We start from the raw sequence: 13785 nt of genomic DNA, 5'->3' as shown, positions 1-13785 counted from the left end.
CGAGCAGCGCCGAGCAGCCGGGCGCGGCCGCTCAGAGCTCGACCAGCACCTTCCCCCGGCTCGCCGAGCGGTCCTGGTAGAGGCTGCGGTACGCGGCGGGGATGCCGTCGAAGCCCCGGTGGACGGTCTGCTGGTACGTCAGGTCACCGCTGCGGACCAGCGCGCCGATGTCCCGCCGCAGCGCCGCCCAGTTCTCCTCGGTGAACCACTCCAGCGAGAAGATGCCGCGGATCGTGGTGCGCGGGTACATGATCATCGGCAGCAGCCGGGGGCCGGCCCAGCCGCCGCCGACCTGGCTCCCCCACTGCCAGCAGACCGCCACCCGGCTCTCCACCGCGAGCATGCCGAAGACCACGTCGGTCAGCACCCCGCCGAGGCTGTCGAAGTAGCGGTCGATGCCGTCCGGGGCGAGCTCGGCGAGTTCCTTCTCCAGTCGCTCCGGAGCGTCGCCGTCGCGGTACAGCACCACCCCGTCGAAGCCCAGCTCCCACAGCCGTTCGGCCTTCTCCGGCGTCGCCGTGGTGCCGAGCACCCGTGCACCCCGGTGCTTGGCCAACTGCCCGACCACCGAACCCACCGCCCCGGAGGCCCCGCTGACCAGCACGGTCGCACCGGCGCGGACATCGAGGAACTTCTCGACCGTGCCCCAGGCCGTCATCCCCGGCCCGCCCAGGACACCGAGCGCGGTGGAGAGCGGCAGCGCCTCGTCGTAGTGGGCGGGGTCCAGCCGGCGGAAGGCCGGGAAGACCATCGGGAAGGTGCCGGTCTGCCACAGCCTGGATGCGCCGTTGCTGATCAGGTGGCTGCGCCAGCCGCCGAAACCCTGCACCAGGTCACCGGCCGCGAACCGCGCGGCCGGCCCGGCGTCCAGCACCTCCATGATCGAGTCGGCGCCCATGTGGTCGCCGATCGGGGTGTCCAGCGCGATGCCCTGGAGGTACGGGTCGACCGAGACGTACCGGGTGCGCAGCAGCATCTCGTCGGCGGCGAGCCGGACGTCCAGCTCCTCCACGACCTTGCGGTACATCCGCTCGATGTCCGGCACACCGTCCACGTGCTCCCGGACGGTCCACTTCTCGATCCTCACGAGGTGACTCCAAACTGCCGGTCGACGGGTCCGACCGGTTCGATGAGCAGGGTGGGCGGCGGCGCGTGGTCGTCGATCTCCGCGGTGAACGGCTTGCGGTCGTCCCGGCAGATGAACTGGACGACGTGTCGGCCGGCCGCCGCCGCCCGGATCAGACCGCCGGTGGTCGCCCACACACCGGAGAGGTAGAAGTTCGCGAGGCCCGGCAGCCCGGGGCCGTTGCGCTTGATCTCCTCCTCCAGGATCTCGCCGCTCTCCACGAAGGGCTGCCAACCCAGCACCGTGCCGTCGTAGTTGCCCGTGTAGCGGACCTGGGTGAGCGGGGTGGAGACGTCCTTGACCGCCACCGTGTCCTTCAGGCCCGGGTGGTGGCCGTCCAGGAACTCGATCACGGCGTCCCGCACCCGGCGCTTCTCGCGCTGGTACTCCCGGCCCCGGCCGACCGGCAGGGTGTGCAGCTCCTCGCCGCGCCGCAGCCGGGGCGACTGCTCGGGGCCGGTGCTCAGCTCCCGCCAGGGGGCGATGTCGCAGAAGTAGCTGGCGTACACCACGGTGGTCCCGGCCGGGGACAGCTCCGGGTAGTGCCGGCTGCGGAACTGGACGTTGATGCTGGGGTGCCGGATGCCGGTGAGCCGGGCGGCGAGCTCGTCCTCCAGCAGGTAGGTGGTGCACGGGTCGCCGGCCGGGAAGGGGCGGCGCAGGCCGAGGAAGACGGTGAGGTACCCGGGGAAGACCATGCCGGGCTCGGTGATGGTCCTGGTGTACAGCCGGCGGTAGGTGTCGTTCAGGTAGCGGCCCTTGAGCAGGTCCAGCATGGTCGTCCGGCCGTCGCAGGCGGCCACCACGATGTCCGCCCGCACCTCCCGGCCGTCGCTCAGCCGCACCCCGACCGCCCGGTCCTGCTCGACCAGGATCTCGGTCACCTTGGCGTTGTACGTGATCTCGCCGCCGAGCCGCCGGTAGCGCTCCTCGATCGAGTGCGCCAGGCCGAGCGAGCCGCCCTCCGGCACGCCGGCCGACTGCCCGGCGTGCGAGGCGAGTTGGAAGTAGGTCGGCAGCACCGGGAAGTTGGGGTGCTTCTCGTACAGGACGAAGTTGAACGCCTCGCGCAGCAGCGGGCTACGGAACCGCGCCGCGTAGTCGCTCATCAGCACGGTGATCGAGCGGCGGATCACGTTGAAGTACGGCAGGAAGGAGGCGAGCATCCGCCACCGCTCCCGCCGGCCCATCAGCCCGACCGGCTTGAGGAAGGGGTAACGGGCCAGCGCCAGGCGGAACTTGCGCAGCCCGGCGCAGAACTGCCGGATCTGCCGGGCGTCCTCCGGGGCCAGCTCCAGCAGGTGGGCCTCCAGCCGGTCCGGGTCGGAGTAGAAGTAGACCGCCCGGCCGTCCCGGGTGCGCACCACGTTGAAGACGTCGAAGTTGCGCATCAGCTTGCCCTGCAGGGCGCCGAGCTCCAGCCAGATCCGGTGCATCTCGTTGCCCGGACCGCTGCCCAGCAGCCAGCTGACGCAGCAGTCGAAGGTGAACTCGCCGCGGTCCCAGCCGGTGCAGCAGCCGCCGGGGATCTCGTGCATCTCCAGGATCCGGGTGCGGTAGCCGTTCATCTGCGCGTAGCAGCCGGTGGACAGGCCGCCGAGGCCGCCGCCGATGATGACCACGGTCTGCCTGCTGCCGGTGGCCGTCCCGCCGGTGGTCGTCCCGCTCACTCCGCCACTCCCACTTCCACGTCCGCGACGCCCACGTCCGGCACTCCCACGGCCGGTACGCCCACGGTGGCCCGGTCGAGTTGCGGCAGGTGGCCCCACTTGCCCGCGTGCCAGGGTTCCCGGTTGTCGCTGGGCCAGGCCCGGAACGGCCGGCCGAGTTCCCGGCAGAGGTACTGCGCGGCGTACCGTCCGCTGGTGGCGGCCCGGATCAGCCCGCCCAGGGCGGTCCACTGCCCGGCCATGGAGAAGCCGCTGAGGCCGGGCAGCCGCATCCGGTCCCGGTTGACCAGCCGGTTGGCGACGTCCTCGGCCTCGGAGAAGGCCTGCCAGGCCAGGATGCTGCCGTAGGTGTTGCCGGTGAACCGCTCGGCGGTCACCGGCGAGGCAACGTCGACGAGTTCGATCCGCGGGCCGAGCCCGGGGTAGGTCCGGTCCAGGAAGACGCGGACGAACGCGGCGACCTCCTGCTTGCGCGCCCGGTACGCCCGGCGGTCCCGGACCCGCAGGTCCTTCCAGGAGCGGTAGTCGCTGAAGTAGGTGCAGTGCAGCACCGACTTGCCGGGCGGCGCGAAGCCCTCCGCGTAGGCCGAGCGCAGTTGCACCACCAGGCTGTGCTGCAGCGAGCCGGGCAGCCGGGCGCTGTCCTCGGGCGTCAACAGATAGGTGGTGCTGTGCGGTTCGCCCTCCGGCAGCGGGCCGTCGATGCCGACGAAGGCGGAGACCACGGCCGGGTACAGGTTGCCCGGCTTGTGGATCAGTTCGCCGTACAGCCGGTCGGTGACGGGGCTGGAGTAGCGGCCCTCCAGCAAGCGGTCGAGTACCGTCGGACCGTCGCAGGCGGCGACCACGTGGTCGGCGAAGTGCCGTGATCCGTCCCGGAGTTCGATGCCGATGGCGCGTCCGTCCTCGATCAGGATCCGCTCCACCCGGCAGCGGTAGCCGATCACCCCGCCGAGCGAGGTGTACCGCTCCTCCACCGAGCGGGCCAGCCCCAGCGAACCGCCCTGCGGGAAACCGGCGTTGCCGTTGTGCGCGGCGGCCAGTGTGTACAGGTACGGCAGCAGCGGGAAGCCCGCGGGCTCCTGGAGGAACATGGTGGGGAAGGCCCGGCGCAGCAGCGGGTCCTGGAAGCGCTCGGCGAAGCCGCTCATCGGGGTGGTCGCGGTGCGCCAGAACAGCCGGAAGGCGGGCAGGACGGCGCGCAGGGTGCGCAGCCGCTCCGCCGTGGTGCGCAGCGGCGGCGGGGTGAGGTCCCAGGGCAGGTCGACGGCGACGAAGCGGCGCAGGTCCCGGCAGAAGGCCCGGATCGGCTTGGCGTCGTCGGGGGCGAGGGCGAGCAGGTGCTGTTCCAGCCGGTCCGGGTCGCCGTAGAAGGTGACGGCGCGGCCGTGTTCGTCGACGACCCGGTTGAAGATGTCGAAGCGGGTCACCGATTTGCCGTCCAGGGCGCCGAGTTCCTGCCAGACCTGGTGCGCTCCGGTGCCTTCGGCGGTGCCGATCAGCCAGTCGATGCAGTAGTCGAACAGGTAGCCGTGCCGGGACCAGGCGGTGCAGCAACCGCCGGGTAGCACGTGTTTCTCGAAGATCCGGGTCTCCAGGCCGCTCATCTGCGCGTAGCAGCCGGTGGCGAGGCCGGCCAGGCCGGCCCCGATCACGATGACCCGGGGCGGGCCGCCGGGGGCCCGCTCCCTCGTGGACCAGTCCGGTCCGCGGTCAGCCGCGGCCATCGGCGGTGCCTCCGGCCAGGATGGCGCCCGCCAGTTCGGCGTTGCGGGCGGCGTACTCGCCGTCGAGCATCTCGGCGTGGCTGCCGTGGCCGGCGTACACGGCGGTGCCGGTGGTGGAGGCACCGTGCCAGGAGCCTTCCTCGCCGCCGACGTGCACGCTCAGCCGCTCGCGTTCGCAGACCACGTCGAGTTGGGCGCGTACGGTGCCCGTGTTGGGGGTGCGGCTGGAGAACTCCAGGTAGTCCCGGGCCTGTTCGAGGGTTTCCCGGGCGACGATCCGCGAGCCGGTGTGGCGGTGCAGGTGCTCGTGGAGTTCGCGCTCGAAGACGGCCACGTGTTCCTCGCCGAGGTCGAAGGCGTCCAGGACCCGGTAGGCGTCGACCAGCAGCACCGAGCCCACCGTGCGGCCCCGGCGTTCCAGCTCCTTGGCGACCTCGAAGGCGAGGTTGCCGCCGAGGGAGTAGCCGAGCAGGACGTACGGTCCGGCCGGGTGCAGTTCCTCGACCAGGTCGGCGTACCGGGCGGTCTTGTCGTCGCCGGTCAGGTAGTTGAAGGCGGCGATCCGGTGCTCGGGCAGGTGCGCGGCGAGCTGCCGGTAGACCAGTCCGTGGCCGCCGGCCGGCGGGAGGCAGAAGACCGTACGGCCTTCGGTCGCCGTGGCGTTGAACCAGAGGTAGGGCTGGCCGCCGGACACCTCGCCGGTGATGATCTGCTCGACGGTGCGGGCCATGCCGTGCAGGGTGGTGACCTTGAACAGCAGGCCGACCGGGATCCCGATGTTGAATTCGGTCTGCAGGTGGTGGATCAGCTCGATGAGCCGGATCGAGCTGCCGCCGAGTTCGAAGAAGTCGTGCTGCAGGCCGACTTCGTCCAGGCCGAGCAGGTTGCGCCAGTGCTCGGCGACCCTGGTCTCGTAGAGGGTGACGGGGGGTTCGTGCTGGGCTCCGCCGGTGTCGGCCTTCGGCTCCGGAAGGGCGGCGAGGTCGACCTTGCCGTTCGGGGTGAGGGGCAGGGCGGGCAGTTCGGTGAGGTAGGAGGGGATCATCACGGTGGGCAGGTGCTCGGCCAGGTGGCGGCGCAGTTCACGGCGGTCCAGCACGGTGCCTTCGGCGGGGACCACGTAGGCGGCCAGGACGGCTTCGCCCGAGGCGTCCTGGCGGACCGCGACGCAGGCCTGGGCGAGTTCGGGGCGGGCGGTGAGGTGGGCCTCGATCTCGCCCGGCTCGATCCGGTGGCCGCGGACCTTGACCTGGTTGTCGATCCGGCCGAGCAGGTGCGCGGTGCCGGTGGTGTCCCAGTGCCCGAGGTCGCCGGTGCGGTAGAGCCGTACGGGCGTGCCGTCGAGCTCCAGGGTGGCGAAGCGGTGGGCGCTCTGCTCCGGGTCGTTGGGGTAGCCGGCCGCGACGCCCGCGCCGCCGATCCACAGCTCGCCGGGCACGCCGGCCGGGACGGGCTCGCCGTACGGGTCGAGGATGTACAGCGCGCTGTTCGGGAAGGGCCGGCCGATCGGCACCATCCGGCCGGGTTCGAGTTCCTCGGCCGCGCCCTCGTAGTAGGTGCTGTCGACGGTGGCCTCGGTCAGGCCGTAGGAGTTGACCAGCCGGGTCCGTTCGCCGCACAGGGCGCGCAGCCGGCGGTGCTCGGCGGCCTTCCAGGAGTCGGAGCCGACGATGACCAGTTTGAGGAAGTCCAGCCGCAGGCCGTCGCGTTCGCAGTGGGTCAGCAGGGCGCGGGCCACGGCGGGCACGAACTCGCCGCAGTCCACGGCTTCTTCGCGCATCACCCGGTGCAGCCGCGCGGTGTCGAAGAGCAGCTCGCGGTCGACCAGGACGAGGGTGCCGCCGCTGCCGAGCGCCCGGGCGAGGTCGCCGGAGAAGACGTCGAAGGCGGTCCCGGCCATCTGCAGGTGGACCCGGGCCTCGGTGTCCAGCCGGTACTCCGCGCGCCAGCCGGCGGTGACGGCGGCCAGGTTGCGGTGGTCGACCCGGACCGCCTTCGGGCGGCCGGTGGAGCCCGAGGTGTGGATCACGTAGGCGGCCCGGTCCGGGTCGGCGGCGGGCAGCGGCCCGGCGGCGTCGGCGGGCCGGTCCAGGTCCTCCAGGGTGACCGGCTCGGCGGGCAGGTCGGCGGCGGGCGGGCGCCGCTCGTCGACCACGACCAGGGCGGCCCCGGCGTCGGCCACCTGGTAGGCCAGCCGGTCCGCCGGGTGCCCGGGGTCGAGCGGGAGGTAGGCGGCGCCGGCCCGCCAGATGCCCAGCAGGGTGGTGATCAGCTCGGGTGACTTGTCCAGGCAGACGGCCACCACCGAGCCCTCCCCGACGCCCAGTTCGCGCAGCCGTACGGCCGTGCGCTGGGAGCGCCGGTCGAGTTCGCCGTAGGTGAGGCGCCGGACCCCGTCGCGGCCGGGCGCGACCACGGCGACGGCCTCCGGGTGCTCGGCGGCGGCCTTGGCGATCAGCTCCGGCACCGGGGTGTCGTGGTCGATCCGGCGTTCGGCGCCGCTGAACCCGGTGAGGATCTCCCGGCGTTCGGCCGCGTCCAGCATCCGCAGCCGGCCGACCGGCTCGCCGTCGGCGGCGCGGGTCATGGCGTCCAACAGGTTGCGGTAGTGCGCGGCGAGCCGCCGGACGGTGGCGGGCTCGAAGAGGTCGGAGTTGTACTTGAAGACGCAGTGGAAGCAGCCGTCCGCGCGGTCCTCGTAGGCGGACAGCGTCAGGTCGAACTGCCCTTCTTCCTCCGGGAGTTCGATGTACTCCAGGCGGTAGCCGAAGCGTTCCACGGCGACCTTGTGGGTGAGCAGGATGAACATCGCCTGGAACACCGCGGAGCGGCTCGGGTCGTGCTGCAGCCCCAACTGCTCGACCAGCAGCGGGAAGGGGTACTCCTGGTTGTCCAGTCCGCCGAGCACGCTCTCCCGCACCCGGGCCAGCAGCTCGGCCACGGCCGGTTCCCCGGCCAGGCTCACGTGCAGCGGCAGCGGGTTGACGAAGTAGCCGTAGACGGAGGCGAACTCCTCCTGGGTGCGGCCGGTGACCGGGCTGCCGACCACGATGTCCGGCTGCCCGGACCAGCGGTGCAGCAGCAGGTAGTAGGCGCCGAGCAGCACCATGAACGGGGTGACGTTGTGCGCACGGGCCAACTCGTGGACCCGGTCGGTGAGTTCGGTGTCCAGCCGGAAGAACTCGGAGGCGCCGTTGTGGGTCTGCACGGCCGGCCGGGGCTTGTCGGTGGGCAGCGCCAGCACCGGCATCTCGGCGGGCAGGTGCCCGCGCCAGTAGTCGAGCATCCGCTGCGCCCCGGGCCCGGCCAGGAAGCGGTTCTGCTGGTTGAGGAAGTCCAGGTAGCGGGCGGCGACCGGGGGCAGTTCGGGGGTGCGCCCCTGGCGCAGCGCCTCGTAGACCTCGAACAGCTCCTCGATGAAGGTGAAGGTGGAGATCGCGTCCGAGACGATGTGGTGGACGGCCTTCATCAGCACCCAGCGGTCCGGCCCGCGCCGGAACAGCCGCAGCCGTACCAGCGGGTCCGCGTCGAGGTCGTACGGCCGCCGGTACTCGCGGACGATCAGCTCGTGGATCTCCTCCCACGGGCGGCCCTCGACGTCGAACAGCCCGGTGTCGGCCGCGGCCTCCTCACGGATGCGCTGGAGGGGCCGGCCCTCCTCGGCCGTGACGTTGGCGCGCAGTGCGGGGTGGCGGGCGACCAGGTGGCGGAACGCGGCGAACACCAGCTCCGGGTCGAGCACCGCGCGCACCTCGACGGCGCCGCCGATGTTGTACGCGAAGCCGTCCGGGTGCAGCTGGCGCAGGAACCAGAGCGCCTGCTGGTTGTGGGTGAGCGGGTAGCGGGACTCGTCGGTGTGGAGTTCGATCTCGGCCCGGTCCGGGCCGCCGTCGGTGTCGAGCCGCTCGGCCAGGCCCGTGGTGAGCAGGTCGACCAGGTCGCCGACGGAGCCGTTGCTGAGCAGGGCCACCACCGGCAGGGCGACGCCCAGTTCGCCGTGCACCCGGGCGCGCAGCTCCATCGCGAGCAGCGAGTCGAGGCCGTGCGCGCCGAGCCTGGTGTCGGTGCCGATCCGCTCGGAGCCGATCCGCAGCACGGCCGCGGCGGCGGCGGTGAGCCGTTCGGTGACCAGTTCGAGCCGGGTCTGCGGGTCGGCCGCCCGGTAGGCGTCCAGGAAGCCGCCGGTCTCGGCCGGGGCCTGCTCGGCGGCGCTCGCCGCCAGGTCGGCGACCAGCGGCGGCGGCGCGGGGTACCAGGCGAGGAAGGTCGGCCAGTCGACCACGGTGGCGACCAGCAGCTGGGCGCGGTCCTGGCCGAGGACGCGTTCCAGGACGGCCGTTCCGGCGTCCGGGGGCAGCGAGCTCATGCCGCGGGCGTCGCGGTAGTGGGCGACCAGGCCCAGTTCCTCGATCATGCCGGTGGCCCAGGGGCCCCAGTCCAGGCTGAGCGCGGGCAGGCCGTCGGCCCGGCGGTGGTGGGCGAGGGCGTCCAGGAAGGCGTTGCCGGCCGCGTAGTTGGTCTGGCCGGCGGTGGTGAGCAGCGAGGCGACGGAGGCGAACAGCACGAAGTGGTCGAGCGGTTCGTCGCGCAGCAGCCGGTGCAGCAGGTGGCCGCCGGCCACCTTGGGGGCGTATCCGGCGTCGAAGGCCATGCGGTCCATCTGTGCCAGCAGGGTGTCCCTGACCTGGCCGGCGAGGTGGAACACGCCCCGGATCGGCGGGCGTTGGTGCTCCCGGTAGTCGGCGAGCCAGGCGGCGAGCGCGGTTTCGTCGGTGACGTCGACCGGGGCGAGCAGCGGTTCGGCGCCGAGCGCCTGGAGTTCGCGCAGGAAGGCGATCCGCTCCCCGGCGGGGCTGCCCGGGTCGGTGGAAGCCCACTGGGAGCGCTCGGGCAGGGCGGTGCGGCCGACCAGGATCAGCCGCCGGGCGCCGCGCTTGACCAGGGTGCGGCAGAGCAGTCGGCCGAGGGCGCCGAAGGCGCCGGTGACGAGGTAGCTGCCGTCGGGGCGCAGGACCGGCGGCAGCGGCCGGGTGAGGCCCTCGGCCTGCCGCAGTCGGCTGGTCAGGCGGCGGCCGGCCCGCAGCGCGATCTCCTGCTCGTCCCGGGCGGCGAGTTCGGCGAGCAGTGCCCCGGCCTGGTCGGTCGCGGTGACGGCCGGGTCGAGGTCGATCAGGCTGCCGCGCTGGGTGACGAGTTCCTGCTGCCACAGCACGCGTCCGATGCCCCAGGCGGGGGCGCCGAGCGGTTCGACCCGGTCGCCGGGGGCGGCGGGCTGGGTGCCCCGGGTGACGATGTGCAGCCGCCCGTCCGGGAGGGCGGCGGGCAGGGCCTGGGCGAGGGCGATCACGGAGTAGGCGCCGAGGGTGGCGAGCCCGTCGAGCCGGTCGGCCGTGGTGGCGTCGAGGGCGGGCAGGTCGAGGTTCCAGAGGTGGACGACGGTGTCGTAGCCGGGTTCCAGGGAGGCGAGCAGCCGCCGGACGTCCTCGGCGGAGTCGGGCCGGACGGTCGAGTGTCCGTCGCCGTGGTGGTACTGCTCGGCGGGCCGGACGAGGTGGCAGCGGGCGCCGCGCTCGGCGGCGAGCGCGGCCAGCCGCTCGGCGAGGCCGCCTTCGTCGGCGAAGAGCAGCAGGTCGCCGGGGGTCTCCTCGGCGGTCGGCACGGGCGCCTCCACCCAGGCGACCTCGGTGAGCCAGCCGTCGATGGTGGCCAGGCCGACCGAGGCCGGGGCCTGGGCGACGTCGGCGACCCGGAACCCGGTGATCCGGCCGAGCGGGGTGCCGTCCTCGGCGTGCAGGGCGATGTCGCCGACGAGTTCCTCGCCGCTGTCCCGGGTGACGGTGGCCTGCGCCCAGAGCGGCCGGTCGCCGATCTCGTCGAGCCGGACCTCCTCGATGGCGACCGGCAGCCGGACGCTGCCGCCCTCGGGCGTGTGCAGCGTGGTGGTGAGCAGGGTCTGGAAGCAGGCGTCCAGCAGCACCGGGTGCAGGTGGTGGTCGGCCGCGCCGGGGCCGAGTCCGGCGGTCGGCCGGATCCGGGCCAGCGCCTCGCCGGGGCCCGCCCACACCTCCTCGATGGCGCGGAAGGCGGGCCCGTAGTCGTAGCCGCGCTCGGCCAGCAGCCGGTAGCAGTCCGGCCCGTCGAGGTGCTGCCCGTGGGCGTCCGGGGCCGAGACGTCCAGCGCGGGCCCGTACGAGCGCCGCTGGCCGGTGCGGACCCGGCCGCAGGCGTGCACGGTCGGCTCGCCGCCGGCCGGGGTGGCGGCGACGGTGAAGCGGGCGTCCTCGGGCGCGTAGCCGAGCTGGACGGGGACGGGTTCGGTCTCGGAGAGGAAGAGCGCCCGGTTGAGCTCGACCTCGGCCAGCACCACCTCGGTGCGGCCGGTCAGGGCGCGGACGGCCTGCGCGGCCATCTCCAGGTACCCGGCGGCCGGGAACACCACCTGGCCCTCGATCCGGTGGTCGGTCAGGTACGGCAGCCGCTCGGGGTCGAGCGCGGTGGTCCAGCCGGGCTGGGCGCTCGCGGTGCGGCGGCCCAGGAGCGGGTGGTCGACCCGGCCGAGCCGGACCTGCTCGACCGGCTTGGGCTCGATCCAGTACCGGTCGCGCCGCCAGGGGTAGGCGGGCAGCGGCACCGGGCGGCCGGCCGGGTGCAGTGCGTCCCAGCTCAATTCGACGCCGAGGGTGTGCAGTTCGGCCAGGCTGCGGGCGAAGCGCTCGGGCTCGTCCTGGCGGCGGCGGATCGACGGCAGGGTGTGCGTCCGCTCGGCGCACTCGCGGATCGCATGCCCGAGGACGGGGTGCGGGCCGAGTTCCAGGAACAGTCCGTGCCCGTCCTCGGCCATCCGCTCGACGGCGGCCCGGAACCGCACCGGGTTGCGGACGTTCTCCCACCAGTACCCGCCGTCCAGCTCCGGCCCCCGGGCGAGTCCTTCCCGCGCGGTCAGGTAGAGCGGCAGCCGCGCCTCCTGCGGCTTGATCGCGGCGAGCGCGGCGATCAGCTCGTCCCGGATCGGGTCCATCCGCACGCTGTGGTAGGGGACTTCGACGTCCAGCAGGCGGGCGAAGACGCCCTGCTGCTTCAGTTCCTCGGCCAGCTCGCCGAGGGCTTCGGTGTCCCCGGCCAGGGTCACCGCGGACGGGCTGTTGACCGCCCCGAGCGAGATCCGGGTGCGGTACGGCCGGATCCGGCGCTCCGCCTCCGCCTCCGGCAGACCGACCGCGAGCATGCTGCCGGTGCCGGCCAGCCGCTGCTGGAGCCGGCTGCGGGCCAGCACCACCCGGACGGCGTCGGCGAGGTCGTACACCCCGGCCTCGTGGAACGCGGCGACCTCGCCGGTGCTGTGGCCCACCACCGCGTCGGGGCGCAGGCCGTGGCTCCGCCAGAGCGCCGAAAGTCCCACCTGGACGGCGAAGTTGGCGGGCTGGGCCACCCAGGTCTCGGCCATCCGGGAGTCCGTCTCGTCCCGGTCCAGTTCCGTCAGCAGTGACCAGCCGGCCTGCTCGCGGATCTCCCGGTCGACGACCCGCACGGCCTCCCGGTACACCGGCTCGCTCTCGTACAGGCCCCGGCCCATCCCCCACCACTGCGGGCCCATGCCGGTGAACACCCAGGCCAGACGGCGCTGTCTGCGCTCCCGGGCCCGGCCCTGGACCACCCGCGGGTGCTCCTCGCCGCGCTCGCAGGCGGCCAGCGCCTCGTCCAGGTCCTGCCGCGACGAGTACGTGACCGCGAGCCGCTCGGGCAGGTGCTGGCGGCGGTGCGCCAGGGTGTGGCCGAGGTCGGTGAGCGAGGCCCCGGTGGCGAGCTCCTGCCGTACGGCGGCGGCGAGTTCGGGCAGTCCGGCGGTGTCCTTGGTGCTCAGCGGCAGGACCGTGAAGACGGGCTCCGCGACCGCCGCGGCGGGCCCGGGGCGGGGCGGCTCCTCCAGCAGGACGTGCGCGTTGGTGCCGCCGAAGCCGAAGGAGTTGACGCCCGCGCGGGCCGGGCCGCGGTGCTCGGGCCAGTCGACCGGCTCGGTCGGGATCTCGAAGGGCAGCGCGGCCAGGTCGATGCCGGGGTTGGGCCGCTCCAGGTTGAGGTGCGGCGGGATGCGGCGGTGCTTGAGGGCGAGGGCGGTCTTGATCAGCCCGGCGACGCCGGCGGCGGCCTCGGTGTGCCCGATGTTGGTCTTGACCGAGCCGACGTAGCAGTGGTCGCCGGAGCGGCGGCCGATGCCGAGCACCCGGCCGAGCGCGGCGGCTTCGATCGGGTCGCCGACCGGGGTGGAGGTGCCGTGCGCCTCGACGTACTGCAGGCTGCCGGGCAGCACCCCGGCCTCGGCGCAGACCCGCTCGATCAGGGTGACCTGGGCGTCGGCGCTGGGGACGGTGATGCCGTTGGTGCGGCCGTCCTGGTTGACGCCGCTGCCGAGGATCACGGCGTGCACCGAGTCCCCGTCGCGCTGCGCGTCGGAGAGGCGCTTGAGCACGACCACGCCGACGCCCTCGGCCCGGACGTAGCCGTCGGCGGAGGCGTCGAAGGCGCGCGATCGGCCGTCCGCGGAGAGGAAGCCGCCCTTGGTCTCGGCGATCGTGTACTGCGGCGCCATGTGCAGCAACGCGCCGCCGGCCAGGGCGAGTTCGGTTTCGCCGCGGAGCAGGCTCTGGCAGGCCAGGTGGACCGCGACCAGCGAGGAGCTGCAGGCGGTGTCGATCGAGACGCTGGGGCCGCGGAAGTCGAAGCAGTGCGAGATCCGGTTGGAGACCATCGTCATCATGGTGCCGGTGGCGGTGTGCGCGGCGATGGTGGCGAAGTCGAGGTCGGCGAACTGCAGGATCTTCCAGTCGAGGGTGAAGGCGCCCATGTAGACGCCCACGTCCCGGCCGGCCAGCTCGCCGGGGCGCAGGCCGCCGTCCTCCAGGGCCTCCCAGCTGACCTCCAGGAGCTTGCGCTGCTGCGGGTCCATGTGCTCGGCCTCGCGCGGGCTGATCCCGAAGAAGTCCGGGTCGAAGGTGTCGAAGCCGTCGATGTAGCCGCCCCGGCCGCCGATCAGCCGCCCCGGCTTGGCCCGGTCCCGGCTGCCCAGGGTGCCGGTGTCGTACCGGTCGGCGGGCGTGTCGGTGAGACAGTCCCGACCCTCGATCAGGTTGCGCCAGTAGGTCCGGTGGTCGTTGGCGTGTCCCGGCAGGCGGCAGCCGATACCGGTGATCGCGATGGACTCGCGGGGCACGGCGAAGGGCGAGGAAGTCATGATCCAATCCGAGGGTGATGGCGTGACGCCGGG

At 73.3% G+C, this 13785-nt stretch carries 4 protein-coding genes; all 4 read right to left on the bottom strand.

The features are described from left to right. Nucleotides 1-31: 31 nt before the first annotated feature. The 4 genes from ACZ52R_RS15690 to ACZ52R_RS15675 are packed head-to-tail and all read right to left on the bottom strand — an operon-like array spanning nt 32 to nt 13752. Nucleotides 32-1087, bottom strand: a complete 1056-nt coding sequence (locus ACZ52R_RS15690; RefSeq protein ID WP_465753587.1) for an MDR family NADP-dependent oxidoreductase — start codon at nt 1085-1087, stop codon at nt 32-34. Next, complete coding sequence (locus ACZ52R_RS15685) at nt 1084-2748, bottom strand: phytoene desaturase family protein (protein WP_465753615.1); 1665 nt, start codon at nt 2746-2748, stop codon at nt 1084-1086. The genes ACZ52R_RS15690 and ACZ52R_RS15685 overlap by 4 nt, the downstream gene beginning before the upstream one ends. 44 nt (nt 2749-2792) lie before the next feature. Next, nucleotides 2793-4523 (bottom strand): phytoene desaturase family protein, encoded by a 1731-nt coding sequence (locus ACZ52R_RS15680; protein ID WP_465753586.1) that lies wholly within the window; start codon nt 4521-4523, stop codon nt 2793-2795. Beyond that, a complete protein-coding gene (locus ACZ52R_RS15675; protein WP_465753585.1) occupies nt 4510-13752 on the bottom strand; it encodes a non-ribosomal peptide synthetase/type I polyketide synthase in 9243 nt (3080 codons plus the stop codon). Before ACZ52R_RS15675 ends, ACZ52R_RS15680 begins: the two co-directional genes overlap by 14 nt. Between the last annotated feature and the right edge of the window lie 33 nt (nt 13753-13785).

It is taken from the genome of Kitasatospora sp. NPDC034023, assembly GCF_055575795.1.
This window is presented reverse-complemented; position numbering and strand designations above follow the sequence as displayed.

Excerpts from the sequence above, each read along its gene's own strand:
- ACZ52R_RS15675 (WP_465753585.1), bottom strand. The coding sequence starts at position 13,752 with ATGACTTCCTCGCCCTTCGCCGTGCCCCGCGAGTCCATCGCGATCACC.
- ACZ52R_RS15680 (WP_465753586.1), bottom strand. The coding sequence starts at position 4,523 with ATGGCCGCGGCTGACCGCGGACCGGACTGGTCCACGAGGGAGCGGGCC.